The following is a 15,497-nucleotide window of genomic DNA, read 5'->3' as shown; positions in this document are numbered from 1 at the left end:
ATATAGCTCAAAAACTCTTAAGTTTTTTTACATAAATTTGAAAGCTCAGGTCAGTCGAATTTTTGCATGATAGTATCAGCACACAACTGTGGCGCTTCCATTGGCAGCAGATGACCATTTTCTAATAGCTCAATGATTCTCTCGCTTGGCACAAGACGTTCCCATACTTTGCGCACGTCATTGCTAATAAACATGGAGGGTTTGCCAACGATAATGGTGTAGGGCACATCAAGATCGTTCAGCTCTTTTAAAGAATCATTGACAAAAGGGGTGTCAAAGTAGCTTGCCAGTTCTTGCTCGGGTGCGAAAAGCAGACTATATTTTCCCTGCTCATTTTCGATCAGACTGTTTTTTGCAAAAGTATAAAGATGATCGTCATTGATACGCTTGAATGCGCGATGCGCCCGTAGATAGTCATAGTATGATTCAATACTGTCCCAATCCGCCTGCTTGGCTAACGTGCTTTTAAACGGTTCTTGACCTATCTTTAGGTCATCAGGCGCAGCGTTCATCATGAGGGTTTGCGATTTGGTAAAAGTCACAGGCTCTATCAAATAAAGCTCTGAGAACAGTTCTGGACGTTTGGCTGCGGCGATGGCAGTAGCGGTAGCGCCTTGAGAATGCCCAATACCGACGATAGGGCTGTCTTGTGTCTTCTGTAAAAAATCTATCAATATATCGGCATCTTGCTCGCGGGTAAGCTTCTTGACGGAGGGTAAATCGTGCCAGTAGCCGCGCATGGCAAGACTGGTGGTAGCAAATTGCGTACTGAGTTCGGTCAACAGCGGTAGATACACGCCAGTCGTAAAGCCATTGCCACCATAGAAGTGAGCCGCCGTCCTCGATGTATTTTTATCCCTATTACCTAAGGCAGACAGGTCATAATAGCGCGCTTGTTTATCATCTAATGTGATGGTACGTTCGAATGTTTGCATAAAATTGGCCTTAGTGTTTGTCAATAATCAAAACCAGTGAAGTAAAATGTCGATATTATTTTTACTGTGGCATGTCAAATATTAAACAAGTCGTGGTGGTGTGCGCATATAGTTTGCCATCAGGCCCTACAATGCGACCTTCAGCCGTGGCTGTCTGCCGTCCCACATGAATGATGTTGGCCTCAGCACGCACCAACGGAACGGCTGTTGTCAAGGCGCGAATCATATTCACTTTAATCTCAAGCGTGGTATACCCTTTGCCAGCAGGTAAGGTTGAATGAATAGCGCAGCCAACCGCAGAGTCAAGAATGGTACAAAACCAACCACCATGTACGCTACCTAATGGGTTGTAATGTTTTTCATTTGGCCGACCTTGAAAAATGGCACGACCGTCTTCTATATGGATAGGGATGAAATCAAGTGTTTCGCCAATTGGTGGCGAGGGTGACTCTCCAGAAAAAATCGCATCTAAAAGCTCTTTACCGCTCATACTGACCATTTTAGCAGGCGATGTGACTCCTGCAGGGCCTAATTTAGCACGCACTCGCAAATCGTCAGCTTCCCAAGTAGCCAACACGTCATCAATATTTGTTTTTGCATCATTCATTTTACAATCCTTTGTGTGACAGTTATTTTTGTGCTTCGTTTTTTTAAAAGCGTTTTGTCGCGGCCTTAACTGATATTGACCACTACTTTGCCCTTGGTATGACCACCATCTACATGCTGGATGGCCTGTGAGAATTCAGTAAAATCATAAACACGATCTAGTACCGGAACCATCTTTTGTGTTTCTACAAGTTCAGCAATACGCGATAATTGCTCGCCATTTGGTTGCATGAATAAAAAGTGATAATGAATGCCGCGTTTTTTGGCTTTTGCTCTGATAGATAGACTCAGTAAGGGAATGATTTTGCTCATGATCCAATTGGCTCCGATGGCTTGCGCCATATTTTTGTCTGGTGGTCCTGCGATACTAACGACTGTGCCGTTAGGTTTCAAAACCTGCAAAGAATGCTCTAACGTTTTGCCGCCTTGCGTATCAAATACCACATCATAACCAGACAATACTTCCGCAAAATTGGTCGTTTTATAATCGAGGACGATATCTGCCCCCAACTCTTTTACCCAATCTGCATTCTTAGCACTAGTGGTCGTGGCAACATTGGCACCTAGATGTTTGGCAAGCTGAATGGCAATCGATCCCACACCGCCAGAACCAGCATGAATCAGTATTTTTTGTCCACGTTTTAGCTGTGCTATTTCTACTAAGGCTTGCCACGCTGTTAAAGCAACTAAGGGTAAGGCCGCGGCTTGCGTCATAGACAGGTTGCTCGGCTTTAGAGCCACTGAGGTTTCTTTAAGAGAGGTGTATTCAGCAAAGCATCCTTGCGCATCAGTTTTAGCAAAAACCTCATCTCCCACTTTAAAATTATGTACTCCTGAGCCAACCTCGACGATGACGCCTGCCAAATCATTGCCTAAAATAAAAGGAAACTGCACGGGTAAAACCGCTTTAAATTCCCCTTCTACCATGCGCAAATCGAGTGGGTTGATACTGACCGCATGTACTTTTACCAAAATTTCATCGTCTTGAATAGTCGGTTTGGGCTGCTTGCCAAACTGAATCTGTTCAAGCTTACCATAATGATTGATATAAGCGGCTTTCATAATATTCTACCTGAATGTAATGATCGTAAGTGTGTTTAGAATAGGACACATCTGTACAAATAAGTCTTGCTCAGTCATACCTTATCCAATAATAATATAAAAATAGACTAGTTACTACTAAAATAATAGTGACTATAGCAATTTCTTGTATTATAGTAACTATTATTTTAGTAGTAACTCATGCTTTTTAGTCTTAACTGATATGACAAGATTTGACCCACATGCCATAGGAGACACCTTAATGCCAGTACAAACATCGCTCTATCAATGGACAATAGTACCTACTGATTTTATCAGTGCAGATGGCATTAGCTTTGCCTATCGTGAGTACGGTCAGCAAAATGGTGGCACACCCATCATATTTTTAAACCATTTGGTAGCGGTATTAGACAATTGGGACCCTCGCATTATGGATGGTATCGCCAAAACACATCATGTCGTGGCGTTTGATAATTGCGGCGTGGGTGCTTCGACAGGGAAAGTAGCTGAATCGATAGAGCAAATGGCTGATGACGCTATTACTTTTATTGAAGCAAAAGGTTTTGATAAGGTTGATTTATTTGGCTTTTCTATGGGCGGTATGATTTCACAAGAAATAGCACTAAAAAAACCCAGTTTGGTGAGAAAAATGGTGATATCGGGTACAGGCCCTGCTGGTGGAGAGGGTATCGCTAAAGTTAATAAAGTTGCTGATAGAGACCTCATCAGGGGATTACTGACACGTCAAGATCCCAAGGTTTTTCTGTTTTTTACTCGTACTGACAATGGAAAACGTGCGGCAACAGCGTTTATTAAACGTATTAATGAACGGACTGAAAATCTTGACAAAGCAATCGTGATTTCAGCGTACCGTGCTCAACTTAAAGCCCTGAAAAAATGGGGCAACAAAAAACCAGTCGATCTCTCTGTCATCAAACATCCGACCTTGGTGGCTAATGGCGAGCATGATCGTATGGTTCCTACGCTAAATACTCATGACTTAGCAAAACGATTGCCCAACAGTCAGTTAATCATATACCCAGATGCCGGACATGGTGGTATTTTTCAATATCATGAGGATTTCGTGAAACAGACGCTTAATTTTTTAGCAAAACAGTAATTTTACCAACAGGTATATTTTTTAAGGCATCATTTTTATGACGACGACTCATTTAACAGCACCAACGCAATTCATAGAAGTCGATAGGGCTAGTTTTGCTTATCGCAGATGGGGTAATACAGAGAGCCCAAATCCACCGCTCTTATTTTTGCAGCACTTTCGTGGTGGTATGGACAACTGGGACCCTCTTATGACAGATGGTCTTGCGGCCAATCAAGAGGTTATTTTGTTTAATGGCAGGGGTGTCGCTTCCTCAACGGGGACACCGCGTACTCGCATAGAGGCAATGGCCGATGATGCAGCCGCTATTATTCGTGCGCTTGGTCTCAAGCAGGTCGATGTATTGGGTTTCTCTTTAGGGGGCTTTCAGGCGCAAGATTTGACGCTTCGCCATCCTGAGCTAGTGCGTAAGCTGATGCTACTGGGTACAGGACCACGTGGCGGCAAACCGGGTCATGAAGATAAGGATATTCCTGCTTTGATCTATAAGCATGCCACGCAGTCTACGCCGACAAAAGACAATTTTTTATTCCTATTCTTCGGCCGCTCAAAAGCAGCCATTGAAGCAGGTAATCACTTTTGGGAGCGCCGTCACCAACGCGTGGAGCAAGATCCGCCGAGCTCACCTGCCGTTATGCAAGCGCAAATTGAAGCCAATCTACACTTCTTGCCAAAACTTGACGACATTCAGCCCTTCGCACATTTAGAAAAGATTCTGCAACCAACATTTATTTTAAATGGAAGAGATGATGTGATGATTCCGACCATTAATTCCTACTATATGGCGCAGCATATTCCCAATGCGCAGTTATTTATTTATCCAGATGCTGGTCATGGGGCACAATTTCAGTATCCTGAGCGTTTTTTAGGGCATGCTTTACAATTTTTAAATGAATAACTTGAGCATGACAGCTTACTGCAAGCTTTTAGAATCATCGTCTATTTGGATAAAATCTCATGTTAAAATTTAAAATCTTGCTCCTGATATTAACAGGATTGATGCAGCGTGCTATCAAAAAGAATCCCAAGGCTGCGGCGCATGCTAAAGGCCAAAACCTTGTGTTTCAGATTCAAACCACGAGTGGACAAGGACGCTATTATGTGGTCAAAAATCAACGTGTTCGCTCTTATGCTGGACACAGCGACAAGGCTGATTTTACATTAACCTTTAGTTCTGCCAAAAAAGGTTTTGCCGTATTGAGTGCTAAAGACAGTATGGGTGCTTTCTTAAAAGCGGTCGGTAGTAAAGATTTGACGATTAGCGGCGATTACGCAGCGGTAATGTGGTTTCAAGGCTTGGTCGCGTACGTTTGATATCTATTCTTTAGCCATTATATTTTATAGCGGCCTAAGAACTATACAGACAAAATCTTAAGAAATTTATTTAGTATGAAGGATAAAGCAGAGAAATGCCGTGGTTGAATAAGCTATGAGTTTCTCTGCTTGATAGCGCGTTTACTAAGCTCAATCCCAGTATTTTTATCAACCACGATAGGTTCAATCTCCACACCTGTCTCCGAATCTATAAAGACGCGTATTTGTTCTTCTTCATAAAGCTTATGAGTCCGTCCCCAAGCGCCAAGCACAAACAATACGGGTAATATGTCTTGCCCAGATTGAGTCAATAGATACTCCTCACGCGGCGGTAGCTCTGAGTAGCGCTTTTTTTCAAACAAGCCTTCATCCACTAATGTTGCCAAGCGCTTGGTCAACATCGACGGGGAGATGCCCAAACTACTGCGAAACTCATCAAAGCGAGTAAGCCCCATGTGAGCATCACGCAAAATGAGCATACACCAAGAGTCGCCGAATACGGAGAGGCTACGGGCAATAGGGCAAGCAGCAAGGCTGGGTTTATCTAAGGGCACTTTAGCCATAGGAGTCATTATCAATGTCTGATTTGTGAAGGGTTATTATACCTCAAATCGTCCTAGTTTTAGAGCATACCTCTGACAGCGTCCACTACGAACCCTTTGGCCCTAAAATGAGTTTGAAAATAGCCTAATTTTTAGCGATATATTTAAGGTATACCATCAAACACTTATAGTAGTGATATACCTTAACCCAATAGTTTTTTTATTTTTCTGATAAAAATTTTAGCAGAGTATATGATTCTATCACCGGATAGGTAAGTTTAATTATATTCAATCGTTCAGTTGCTTAATTTTAAATATAACTAAGTCATGTCCTCAATTCAATCGATGCTCGACTAAATGGACTAAAATTGGCTTATTATTGTCAAACCGTGTCAAATAGCTGGTTAATATTTTGATATTATTTGCGCTATTTTCCTTGTTTGACGGCAATTTATCTCATTTTTGTTACTATTTTTGAAATCAGGACATGCTCTAAGTATCTACTTTATTTTAAATAAAATTTGGTCGGTGCTTATTTTATCGCTATTTCGTCCGACTAATACACTCTAGATTATAAAAATATTGGTTTTAGTGCTAAAATTATCAACTATTATTCTCTTTATAAAAGACACTTATCTAAAGAGTGTCTGAGTCATTGAAATCATTCAATTGCCAAGCATATGGCACATTTGCTAGCCCCTGTCTAAAATTTATCGGTAAAAGACTGTTATGATCGTTCGACAAAAACCAAATGCATTCAAGATACTTTTCACCTTACGTGGCTCTGTGATCCCGCAAATTTATCCTCAAGTTTTATTCATTACCTTACTCAGTGCAATCATATCAGCGGTTCAACACTCCATTCCAAGCTCTTTCTCTACTTATGGTGCTGTGCCTTTTACTGTGCTTGGCATCGCTTTATCTCTATTTTTAGGCTTTCGCAATAATGCGACTTATCAGCGATGGTGGGAAGCTCGAGGATTATGGGGACAGTTGGTTTTTTACTCTCGCGGTTTAACACGCCAAATAATTTCATTTATCGATGATGAGACGGAAGTTGGGCGTCATACACAGCGGTCTATTATCCGCCTTAATATTGCTTTTGTTCACGCACTACGACATAGACTGCGTAGCACGTCACCATGGGAAGATGTTGAGAGTTTTGTTGAGCCTGATCATCATAACGATATACACCAAGCACGAAACCTACCTGAGTATCTGCTACGACTGATGGGTAAAAAGTTGGGCTATAGTCGACGTCAAAATTTGTCATCAGATCTTATGATACAGAACATGGACACTACCTTATCTTCGTTGACAGTTGTTTTAGCAGCTTGTGAGCGTATTTATACGACGCCGTTGCCTTTTGCTTATACTTTATTGGTGCATCGAACTACTTATCTATTTTGTTTCATGTTGCCTTTTGGCTTGGCAAATTCTTTAGGTTGGGCGACTCCTCTAGTGTGGTGTCATTGCCTATACATTTTTTGGACTTGATGCTTTGAGTGAAGAGATAACAGACCCTTTTGGCATAGCTCCTAACAATTTACCACTTACCGCTATATCACGAATTATCGAAATTAATCTATTAGAAGCGTTAGAAGAAACAGATATTCCGTCTGAGATAGTACCAATAGATGGTTATTTGTTACGGTAAGTTATGTTAGAGACGCTTTCTTACCTCAATAAAAGCATTTCTTACGGTGGCTGAATTATTCATTTTATGATTGTCTATCTTTTGATGGCTCTATAGAAGGGTAGAGTGTTTTTTACTTTGCAGTTTATTCAATGGTTTATATTTTGAAGGCTACTTATCAATATAATAAGTACCACAATAATAAAATGTCTCTTGTCCAATAAAAATGATGGCCACCACTAGGCTGACCATCATTTTTTTAAATGTTACTTGATTTTAAAATAAGACAATTATGCTTTACTGACCAAACACTTTCATACGCTTATCTAAAGGTTGAAACGCTTTATCACCTGCGGGTTGCTCGATGGCACCAAATACCATTTGAGCATTCAATTCCCAATGTTCATCGATGTTCCATTCGTTAGCGACTTTTTCATCAATGATTGGATTATAGTGCTGTAAATTGGCACCGACATTAATGCTGGCCAATGTTGTCCAGATGGCATACTGATGCATCGCATTGGTTTGATGTGCCCAGATTGGAAACTTATCAGCATACAAAGGCGCGGCAGCTTGCATTCCTCTTACGACGCTATGATCTTCAAAGAACATGATCGTACCAGCGCCAGCTTTGAAGCCGTCAATCTTTTGTTTGGTTGAAGCAAATTGCTCTTCATTACCAACAATATCACGTAAAGTATCTTCGGTCATTTGCCAAAGCTTGTTATGATCATCACCAAACAAAACAACGACTCGCGTTGACTGTGAGTTAAAAGCGGATGGCGTATGCAAGACGGCATGTTCAACCAGTTTAACGACTTCATCGTTAGAAACAGGTAGCCGATCGCTTAGTGCATAGATAGAGCGGCGCTGTTCGGCTAGTTGTTGTAAATCATTTATATTTGACATAGTTTTCTCCATTGGGTTTATAATAAAAATATAGTGAATGATAAAAGCTTTTAATATTCAGCCTTCTTTTAGCCTTTAAAACCTTGAGGTAATTCAGGTGCTGGCAAGCGTTTCATATCAGAGTCGACGTTACCAAAACGCTCATGACCGTTGTTCCAGTCAATAATGGATTGCTCGATCTCTTTTTTATTATCAGCGACGAAGTTCCACCAAAGCAGAACTTGGTTGTTGAGTGGTTCACCGCCAATAAACATGACACGCGTGCCTTTTTTAGCAGCCAGTTTGATGCTTTCATTATTAGCAACATCGCTATCATGGAAGCGAAATAACTGATCTTGCTTACAAATATTACCTTCAGACTCTATCTCACCTTCTGAAACCAATATACCGTAACCGACCAGTTTTGAATATTGAATAGTAGGCGCTTCATAGCGCTGACCTGACGCATTGGTATAGCTACCGGTAGTCAGAATCATCTGAGCACTGTCTTCCTGCCAAGTTGGCAGCTCAGGATAATGATGAAAACCGCGCTCAATCTCTTGATCAGTCGGTAGGGCAATCCAGAGCTGTACCATACTGATAGCACGCGCCGCATCCGACGAGCCACCAGTGTCTGGAAACACGCTTTGTTCGGTATGACTGATACCTTGATTCAGACCTGTACCTGCGGTCATGACATTAACTTGGTTCTTAGTAATGACTTGCTCATTACCTAAGCTGTCTTTGTGCAAGACTTCACCATTTAACATCCAGCTGAACGTTTGCAAGTTAATATGCGGATGACGACCAACTTGCATGCCCAAATCATTTTCACCAAACTCAGCAGGACCAGCGTGATCTAAAAAGCACCATGCGCCGATAGGCTTTTTACCTTTATTGGGTAATAACCGGGCTATCGGAATACCGCCGACATCAGCCAACCTTGGCTCTAGGGTTTGAATACTCATCATTCACCTCTTATTATAGATAGTTATAGATTATTGAATGCTTACTTATAAATTACTACTACCTTTTGTATTGATTAATACAATCAATTAGTAAATATAGTCAGTGAAAATTAATACCGCTAAATCATGCACTGCTAAATCAATTTTCTTGTTTGCTGTGCCGTTGCTGCCAGAGGCTACAAAAATTTATATTAGCAGTACCGTAGCGCTTTTGAGATACTTTGACTATAAGTACTTCTAGTACATAGATATTTCTAATACATAGGTACTTCCATTAGCAATACTCTAGCGTCCTCGTTCACATCCATCGTGAAGCTTTTGGTGTCTGAGATACCAAGGCCGTCACGAGTATCAAGAACGTTGCCGTTAATAGTCACTTTGCCTTCGAGTACCAATACATAAACGCCGTTATTAGTATTTTTTAAATCATAAGTCTGAGTAACGCCTTTATCGAAAGAACCCATATTGAACCAAGCGTCCTGATGAATCCACACGCCAGCATCATTAGCATTGGGGGATAGTACTTGGTTGAACTCATTAGCTTTCATGTGCTCATCCATACGTACTTGCTGATAACGCGGCTGCACACCCGTTTTGTTGGGAATTACCCAAATCTGTAAGAACTTAACAGGCTCATTCGCATCACCATTCATCTCGCTATGAGTAATACCTGTGCCCGCTGACATGACCTGAATCTCGCCAGTCTCGATGGTGCCTTGGTTGCCGATATTATCGCCATGACCAAGCTTGCCCGATAATGGAATACTAATAATTTCCATGTCGCGGTGTGAATGTTTGCCAAAGCCTTGACCACCAATAACGAAGTCGTCGTTGATGACTCGTAGCGCGCCAAAACCCATACGCTCTGGATTATGATAATTGCCAAAGCTAAAAGTATGCTTGCTTTTGAGCCAGCCATGGTCAGCATCGCCACGAGAATTTGCTGCATGATAGATCGTTTTCATAAGTTTTCCTTTATTTTTAATTGGTTTGTTTACGCTATGGGTCTATTATAATTGTTGACCATACATAGATAAACAGTGCTTATTGCAAATGACTATTCTCATTTATAGAACAATAGGCACTTAGAATTAACGTAATATAGTAGTCACGCCATCATTCGCGTCACCCGTTAGTACCAATAAATAGGTGTAAAAAATATTAACGATAAAGAGAGGGAAACCATGTCAAATCTACATACATTGAATAACGAAGTTATCGACAATAAGGCTCAAAAACGTTTCGAAATTCATATCGATGATCAGGTTGCGTTTGAAGAGTATGAGTTTTTTACCACATCCACAGGCGAGGAAGGTATTGAATATAAGCACACATTCGTACCTGAGTCGCTTAGTGGTCAAGGTATTGCTGGTTATTTAGTCAAAATAATATTAGACAACGCCGCTGCTAGAAATTTGCGCGTTAAACCAACGTGTCCTTATGTAAAGTCCTACATTGATAAGCACCCAGAATACCAAGCCAATTCGGTATTTCATGGTGCGAAAGCATAAGAAAATAAAAATCAAAAAAAAGCCATGATAAATTATCATGGCTTTTGCTATTAATGACACTACTTAAAATAGGTATAATATGTATTAGCTAATATGCTGTAAAAACTCTGAATCACGGGCTAATAGCGATAAGTAGAGCACGAGAATGACAAATAAACCGACCGCCCAATAACCTAGATGGACGTACAGTACCGCGCCGAGTAGCGCACCAATCACAAAGCTGATAACCAATGCCGCGCTATGTCCCAGTTTTTTGGCATTATCAGTGGTGCGATTGGCAAGATAATCTGATAGCTCAATACCAAGTTGGGTCGTATTGCCCGTCATTAGCACCGTTGGGCTCATGTGTTTGATCAATGTTTTGCTGGCCGTATTGCGAATGGCGAGCGCGGTCAAACCCAAACCACCAGTGATGGCGACTGATATGTCTCCAGCCTCAGTAAAAGGTTGAAAAGACAATCCTGCGATCATAAAGGCGGTCAAGAACAGCGCTTCTGCCAGCAATAGATGACTCAGAACTCGCTCCTGCTTTCGGCTTTTATCAATATATATTTTGGTGATAACCACCGTGATTATAAAAAGCGGCACTGAGGCTAGCTTAATCCATAAGCCATCATCACCTTTGACCAAACCGCTGCCCGCCAGTACTAAGTTACCGGTGACATGAGCGGTAAAAAACCCAAAAAGCGTGATAAAACCAATCGTATCGATCGCACCGCCCACGACAGTTAATAATATAGGCGCTTGGTAGCGTTGCCAAAAGTTTGGTGGCTTGTCAATCTTAGTATAAGTTTTATTATCAGATACCGCTTTATTCACTGGGATGTCCAGCAAACAGCACAAACGCATCGACAAAATTTTGCAGATATTTTTGCGTGCGCTCGCTAACGTTGCCCTCATCATCTAGGCTGTCCGTCGCATCACCTAAGTACACCTCAGGGCTGATCATCACTTGCGCCGAGAGCATTTGCATGCTTTTACGCAGATCTAAACCACTATCTCTAGCACCATAAGTACTAGGCGACGCTGTTACTACTGCTACCTTTTTGGCTGTCCAAATATTTTCTTTATAAGGACGTGAGGCAATATCTACCACGTTTTTTAAGGCGGCAGGCATAGTACGGTTATGCTCTGGCGTGACAATTAATACCGCATCAGCCGCTTTGAGCTGTTTACGAACACGCTCATAGCTGTCAATCGTTGTATCATCGAAATCTTGATTATAAAGCGGTGAATCTGCGATATTCACTTCTTCTATACTGACGTTATCAGGCATTTGCGAGACCATAAGTTCTGCAAATTTACGATTGATAGATTCTTTTCGCAAACTACCGATGATTAGGGCGATGTTGATTGATGCGCTCATAGTGACTCCTTAATAATAAAATGGTATGGAATGAAGATTTCACTATACTAAATGCTTCACGTGCGATTGTTATCAATTGAATAAGCGCCTGCACCATGAGCAAAAATCATCAAAAAACCACCCGCCATCGCGATATTTTTCATAAATGGGTTCATCTGTGATTCATCAATCCAGAATTGATGGAAAAGCAGTGCTGATACAATACTAAAGCCTGCCATCAATATCGCCACCAAGCGCGCTTTAAAACCAAAGAGAATAGCAAGACCGCCGAAAAGTTCAACCGCGATAACCAAAGGTAATAGCATACCAGGCACGCCCATTGATTCCATATAACCTTGAGTGGCAGCGAAACCGGTAATTTTAGTAAAGCCCGAAAAAATAAAAATCATTGATAAAAATAGGCGTCCGATAGGGGCGCTAAGTGCTTGTAATTTGTCCATAAGTGTTCTCCAGTAGTAGTTTGTTTTTTTAGATTTCATTTGATTATGCGATGGTTTTATTATATTCGTTGCTTATGTATAGGTAAACCATGATAATTGCAAATGTAAGTTCTTATTTATAGAACAATGAAGGAGTGGTTTTCATGGGACAGTTAGAAGACATGGCCATGTTCGTACGTATCGTTGAAGCAGGTAGTATTACCAAAGCTGCCGATCAATTAAATATTGCAAAGTCTGCGGTTAGTCGTCGTTTAAAAGAGCTTGAGTCACGCTTAGGCTCGCAACTTGTCAGTCGAACGACAAGGCAATCTAACTTGACAGAAGCTGGTGAGCATTATTATCAACGGGCGTGCAGTATCCTAAATGATGTCGATGCGCTTAATGAACAAACCAGCGGAGCGCCGACGCAAATTGAGGGCACGCTAAAAATGACCGCACCGTTATCTTTTAGTCTGTTACATTTAGGCGACGTCATTGATGACTTTGCTGCTATGCATCCTGACTTGAGCTTTGAGCTAGATTTAGCGGATCGACATGTTGATTTGGTCGAAGAAGGCTATGAGCTTGCTATTCGTATTAGAGAATTGCAAGACTCTAGCTATCAAGCCAAGCGCTTAGCTTTGATTCGCTTTATCATGTGCGCCAGTCCCGAATATTTGGCGAAAAACGGTACGCCTGATACGCTAGAATCACTAGCACAGCATGAGTTTGTACAATATGGCTTAGGTAAGCACACTACTTTAGAATTGCTAGACGATAATGGCAAAAAACACACTCTTACCGTTACGTCGAAAATTAAAGCCACCAATGGAGAGTTCTTAGTAGATATGGCAATCAAAGGTCATGGCATTACCTATATTCCAACCTTTATTGCTTATAAGGCGCTAGCCGATGGCAGGCTAGTGGCAGTCATGCCAGAGTATCAATTGCCAACCTTAAATGCTTATGCGGTCTATCCTAAAAATCGATTTTTATCGCAGCGCTGTCGTTACTTGATTGACTTTATTGCTGCGCGTTTTGGTGATAATCCATACTGGGATAGGTATTAGTTTTTTGATTATTCATATTATATTTATTGGAGCACAGTGAATGATCCGTGTACCCACGATCCAAACTATCCATGCTAGAGACCCTAACGAGCAACATCGAGCCTCCACCACACTCGAGTTATTGTTTGATTTAGTCTATGTCATTGCGGTTGCTGCAGCAGCAAGCGGCTTGCATCATCGTTTGCTTGAGCACGATTTTTTGGGATTTTTAACGTTTATCGTGGCCTTTTTTATATTATGGAACGCTTGGACGAGCTTTACTTGGTTTGCCTCAGAGTATGATCCCGATGATTGGTATTATCGCCTGTCAGTCATGCTGCAAATGTTTGGCTCATTAATGATCGCCGCCAACATCAATCAGTTTTTTGAACAGGGACTGATGTGGATAGGCGTCGCTGGTTATGCCATCATGCGATTAGCGAGCTGTAGCCAGTGGTGGCGGGTTTATCGACAAGTAAAAGGCCACAAGCAAGTGGCTGGTCGCAATATCATTGGATTATTAACACTACAAAGTTTCTGGATACTTTGGTTGTTTTTACCTGCCTCGATACAACCGACTGCGCTCTTTATATTTATCATAGCTGAATTGTTAATGCCAGTATGGGCACGCATGGCACAAAGTAACAACTGGCACCCTAAGCATATTGCCGAGCGTTATGGGCTTTTGACTATCATCGTTTTGGGCGAAGGGGTATTAGGCGTGAGTAACAGCATCCAATATTTTTTGGTGAACGCCGCTTTTCCTACTAGCACTATCATATTGCTAGGCTCAAGCTTAGTCGCATTGGTGTTTTCTTTGTGGTGGCTTTATTTTACTATCCCTTTCGATAGTATTTTAGATAAAGAACGTCGGCGCTATGATTTGTTTTTATTCGGTTATGGTCACTTTTTCGTGTTTGCCTCGTTAGCTGCATTGGGTAGTGCGCTGAACTTAGTTACAGATGCTAGTGCGAATGCTATTGAGCATAGCATTTCAGAAGTTTATGCTATGAATGTACTGATGCTATTGTTAACTGCGTTCTTACTCACGCTAACGATACTACGTGCACTCATGTGCCGCAAATCGAGTCACAATATTTTAGCCATGTTCATTGCAGCAGTCATTATCGGACTAAGTTGTCTGACAGTGTATCAAGGTGTGCCTATTACTTATGGTATTTGGCTAAGTCTTTTAGCACCTATAGTTATGATATGGTACTTCGTTCAAGACAATAAAAAGTGGGAAGTGCAAAATAAAATTTAAAAGCAATAATGACTTAGAAATAGTTATAACTTAAAGGTAATAAATCGCAGTAAAATTTAACAATAATGGTCTTAGTTTGCATTATCATAACTTTTTTTCATTAATCACTGTTTTCCCCTTTTACTCGATACTTTACCAATGAGGACTATCATGAAAAAACTAATCGCTACTGCTCCTTTTGTACTATTTTTGGCAGCTTGTGCCACCAACGCGCCTATAACGGGTAATAGCCAAACGACTACTATGAATATGACCTGTCAAGATAATGGTCAAGTGATGGCCGATTATTCAGCTAATGGTCAAGTTGCCAACCTAAAAGTGACCTTGCCTAAAATTGGTATAAACGGTAAGAAAATCACGTTAAATCAAGCAGTATCTGGCTCTGGTGCTCGCTATGTTAATACTACTGACCCGAAGATGAGCTATGATTGGCATACTAAAGCGGACTATGGTGTTATGAGTGTGCGCATGGCAAACGGTCAAGAGTATAGCGTCAACTGTCAGCTATAATATGAAAGACCGCTTTTTTTGCCTCGGCTTATAGGTAAGTTATAATGTTATTGGCGAAAATATAGCTAAAAAATTGACAGTTAAAAAGTAACCATTAAGAGAGGTTGTTAGCGTACTTTGATAGGGCGTTAACAACCTTTTTTTTAAGAAAAATAAGAGATTTGCATACAGTTATCGGAAAGTTCATCCCAGCAGTACTGTCGCTAATATATGGTTCTTTAACGATAGAGAGTATAGACGTTCTGATATATTTTTAACTGTTCTCAAAAGCAGAATAGTGTTTTGCTATTATTGATGTTTATGGGGCTGTTTAAGACCTCATATATAC

17 protein-coding genes and 1 pseudogene are annotated in these 15,497 nt (G+C 41.1%); 8 read left to right on the top strand and 10 right to left on the bottom strand.

The features are described from left to right. Positions 1–50: 50 nt before the first annotated feature. The 3 genes from JMX48_RS13410 to JMX48_RS13400 all read right to left on the bottom strand — a co-directional run bounded on the left by JMX48_RS13410 (position 51) and on the right by JMX48_RS13400 (position 2,603). A complete protein-coding gene (locus JMX48_RS13410) occupies positions 51–935 on the bottom strand; it encodes an alpha/beta fold hydrolase (protein ID WP_201538627.1) in 885 nt (294 codons plus the stop codon). A 61-nt stretch (positions 936–996) separates the two neighbouring features. After that, on the bottom strand, positions 997–1,542 hold the full coding sequence (locus JMX48_RS13405; protein WP_201538625.1) for a PaaI family thioesterase: 546 nt from the start codon (positions 1,540–1,542) through the stop codon (positions 997–999). Positions 1,543–1,607: 65 nt separating this feature from the next. Next, positions 1,608–2,603, bottom strand: a complete 996-nt coding sequence (locus JMX48_RS13400) for an NADP-dependent oxidoreductase (RefSeq protein WP_201538623.1) — start codon at positions 2,601–2,603, stop codon at positions 1,608–1,610. Positions 2,604–2,844: 241 nt separating this feature from the next. Between JMX48_RS13400 and JMX48_RS13395 the strand changes: the two genes are divergently transcribed. From JMX48_RS13395 to JMX48_RS13385, 3 genes are read left to right on the top strand one after another with little or no spacing between them, the layout of a single operon-like run. Continuing rightward, the gene (locus JMX48_RS13395) at positions 2,845–3,702 is read left to right on the top strand and encodes an alpha/beta fold hydrolase (protein WP_201538621.1); all 858 of its coding nucleotides are present in this window, start codon (positions 2,845–2,847) and stop codon (positions 3,700–3,702) included. A gap of 37 nt (positions 3,703–3,739) precedes the next feature. After that, complete coding sequence (locus tag JMX48_RS13390) at positions 3,740–4,600, top strand: alpha/beta fold hydrolase (protein WP_201538619.1); 861 nt, start codon at positions 3,740–3,742, stop codon at positions 4,598–4,600. A 59-nt stretch (positions 4,601–4,659) separates the two neighbouring features. After that, positions 4,660–5,016 (top strand): SCP2 sterol-binding domain-containing protein, encoded by a 357-nt coding sequence (locus tag JMX48_RS13385; RefSeq protein WP_201538616.1) that lies wholly within the window; start codon positions 4,660–4,662, stop codon positions 5,014–5,016. Between the two features lie 113 nt (positions 5,017–5,129). Here JMX48_RS13385 and JMX48_RS13380 read toward each other — a convergent pair whose 3' ends face one another. Further along, entirely contained in the window at positions 5,130–5,579 is a 450-nt protein-coding gene (locus tag JMX48_RS13380; RefSeq protein ID WP_201538614.1) for a winged helix-turn-helix transcriptional regulator, read from the bottom strand. 708 nt (positions 5,580–6,287) lie between these two features. Between JMX48_RS13380 and JMX48_RS13375 the strand changes: the two are divergent. After that, a pseudogene (locus JMX48_RS13375) lies at positions 6,288–7,215 on the top strand (bestrophin family protein). 276 nt (positions 7,216–7,491) lie between these two features. Here JMX48_RS13375 and JMX48_RS13370 read toward each other — a convergent pair. From JMX48_RS13370 to JMX48_RS13360, 3 genes are all read right to left on the bottom strand, one after another. Further along, entirely contained in the window at positions 7,492–8,103 is a 612-nt protein-coding gene (locus JMX48_RS13370; RefSeq protein WP_201538612.1) for a nitroreductase family protein, read from the bottom strand. Positions 8,104–8,171: 68 nt separating this feature from the next. Beyond that, on the bottom strand, positions 8,172–9,050 hold the full coding sequence (locus JMX48_RS13365) for a pirin family protein (RefSeq protein WP_201538610.1): 879 nt from the start codon (positions 9,048–9,050) through the stop codon (positions 8,172–8,174). A gap of 254 nt (positions 9,051–9,304) precedes the next feature. Further along, positions 9,305–10,015 carry a pirin family protein gene (locus JMX48_RS13360; RefSeq protein WP_201538608.1) on the bottom strand — a complete coding sequence of 237 codons (711 nt, stop codon included), beginning with the start codon at positions 10,013–10,015 and terminating at the stop codon, positions 9,305–9,307. A 219-nt stretch (positions 10,016–10,234) separates the two neighbouring features. On the opposite strand from JMX48_RS13360, the gene JMX48_RS13355 reads away from it, so the two are divergent. Beyond that, positions 10,235–10,561, top strand: coding sequence for a GNAT family N-acetyltransferase (locus JMX48_RS13355; RefSeq protein ID WP_201538606.1), 327 nt, complete (start codon positions 10,235–10,237; stop codon positions 10,559–10,561). A gap of 84 nt (positions 10,562–10,645) precedes the next feature. On the opposite strand, the gene JMX48_RS13350 is transcribed toward JMX48_RS13355, so the two are convergent. From JMX48_RS13350 to JMX48_RS13340, 3 genes are read right to left on the bottom strand one after another with little or no spacing between them, the layout of a single operon-like run. Next, on the bottom strand, positions 10,646–11,464 hold the full coding sequence (locus tag JMX48_RS13350; protein ID WP_227688033.1) for a YoaK family protein: 819 nt from the start codon (positions 11,462–11,464) through the stop codon (positions 10,646–10,648). Then, on the bottom strand, positions 11,373–11,927 hold the full coding sequence (locus JMX48_RS13345) for an NADPH-dependent FMN reductase (protein WP_201538604.1): 555 nt from the start codon (positions 11,925–11,927) through the stop codon (positions 11,373–11,375). The genes JMX48_RS13350 and JMX48_RS13345 overlap by 92 nt, the downstream gene beginning before the upstream one ends. A 56-nt stretch (positions 11,928–11,983) precedes the next feature. Beyond that, complete coding sequence (locus JMX48_RS13340; RefSeq protein ID WP_201538602.1) at positions 11,984–12,367, bottom strand: DoxX family protein; 384 nt, start codon at positions 12,365–12,367, stop codon at positions 11,984–11,986. A 143-nt stretch (positions 12,368–12,510) separates the two neighbouring features. On the opposite strand from JMX48_RS13340, the gene JMX48_RS13335 reads away from it, so the two are divergent. From JMX48_RS13335 to JMX48_RS13325, 3 genes are all read left to right on the top strand, one after another. Further along, positions 12,511–13,416 carry a LysR family transcriptional regulator gene (locus tag JMX48_RS13335; RefSeq protein WP_201538600.1) on the top strand — a complete coding sequence of 302 codons (906 nt, stop codon included), beginning with the start codon at positions 12,511–12,513 and terminating at the stop codon, positions 13,414–13,416. Between the two features lie 40 nt (positions 13,417–13,456). Next, a complete protein-coding gene (locus tag JMX48_RS13330) occupies positions 13,457–14,659 on the top strand; it encodes a low temperature requirement protein A (RefSeq protein ID WP_227688031.1) in 1,203 nt (400 codons plus the stop codon). A 150-nt stretch (positions 14,660–14,809) separates the two neighbouring features. After that, positions 14,810–15,169 carry an MliC family protein gene (locus JMX48_RS13325; RefSeq protein WP_201538598.1) on the top strand — a complete coding sequence of 120 codons (360 nt, stop codon included), beginning with the start codon at positions 14,810–14,812 and terminating at the stop codon, positions 15,167–15,169. The last annotated feature ends 328 nt before the right edge of the window (positions 15,170–15,497 follow it).

Origin of the sequence: Psychrobacter immobilis (genome assembly GCF_904846225.1) — a bacterium.
In the GTDB taxonomy this organism is placed as follows: domain Bacteria; phylum Pseudomonadota; class Gammaproteobacteria; order Pseudomonadales; family Moraxellaceae; genus Psychrobacter; species Psychrobacter immobilis_F.
Note: the sequence above shows the minus strand (reverse complement) of the source record. Positions and strands in the feature narration are given on the sequence as shown.

Bases quoted from the DNA above. Each gene is read 5' to 3' on its own strand.
- JMX48_RS13410 (WP_201538627.1), bottom strand. From the start codon at position 935: ATGCAAACATTCGAACGTACCATCACATTAGATGATAAACAAGCGCGC.
- JMX48_RS13405 (WP_201538625.1), bottom strand. From the start codon at position 1,542: ATGAATGATGCAAAAACAAATATTGATGACGTGTTGGCTACTTGGGAA.
- JMX48_RS13400 (WP_201538623.1), bottom strand. From the start codon at position 2,603: ATGAAAGCCGCTTATATCAATCATTATGGTAAGCTTGAACAGATTCAG.
- JMX48_RS13395 (WP_201538621.1), top strand. From the start codon at position 2,845: ATGCCAGTACAAACATCGCTCTATCAATGGACAATAGTACCTACTGAT.
- JMX48_RS13390 (WP_201538619.1), top strand. From the start codon at position 3,740: ATGACGACGACTCATTTAACAGCACCAACGCAATTCATAGAAGTCGAT.
- JMX48_RS13385 (WP_201538616.1), top strand. From the start codon at position 4,660: ATGTTAAAATTTAAAATCTTGCTCCTGATATTAACAGGATTGATGCAG.
- JMX48_RS13380 (WP_201538614.1), bottom strand. From the start codon at position 5,579: ATGGCTAAAGTGCCCTTAGATAAACCCAGCCTTGCTGCTTGCCCTATT.
- JMX48_RS13370 (WP_201538612.1), bottom strand. From the start codon at position 8,103: ATGTCAAATATAAATGATTTACAACAACTAGCCGAACAGCGCCGCTCT.
- JMX48_RS13365 (WP_201538610.1), bottom strand. From the start codon at position 9,050: ATGAGTATTCAAACCCTAGAGCCAAGGTTGGCTGATGTCGGCGGTATT.
- JMX48_RS13360 (WP_201538608.1), bottom strand. From the start codon at position 10,015: ATGAAAACGATCTATCATGCAGCAAATTCTCGTGGCGATGCTGACCAT.
- JMX48_RS13355 (WP_201538606.1), top strand. From the start codon at position 10,235: ATGTCAAATCTACATACATTGAATAACGAAGTTATCGACAATAAGGCT.
- JMX48_RS13350 (WP_227688033.1), bottom strand. From the start codon at position 11,464: ATGATGAGGGCAACGTTAGCGAGCGCACGCAAAAATATCTGCAAAATT.
- JMX48_RS13345 (WP_201538604.1), bottom strand. From the start codon at position 11,927: ATGAGCGCATCAATCAACATCGCCCTAATCATCGGTAGTTTGCGAAAA.
- JMX48_RS13340 (WP_201538602.1), bottom strand. From the start codon at position 12,367: ATGGACAAATTACAAGCACTTAGCGCCCCTATCGGACGCCTATTTTTA.
- JMX48_RS13335 (WP_201538600.1), top strand. From the start codon at position 12,511: ATGGGACAGTTAGAAGACATGGCCATGTTCGTACGTATCGTTGAAGCA.
- JMX48_RS13330 (WP_227688031.1), top strand. From the start codon at position 13,457: ATGATCCGTGTACCCACGATCCAAACTATCCATGCTAGAGACCCTAAC.
- JMX48_RS13325 (WP_201538598.1), top strand. From the start codon at position 14,810: ATGAAAAAACTAATCGCTACTGCTCCTTTTGTACTATTTTTGGCAGCT.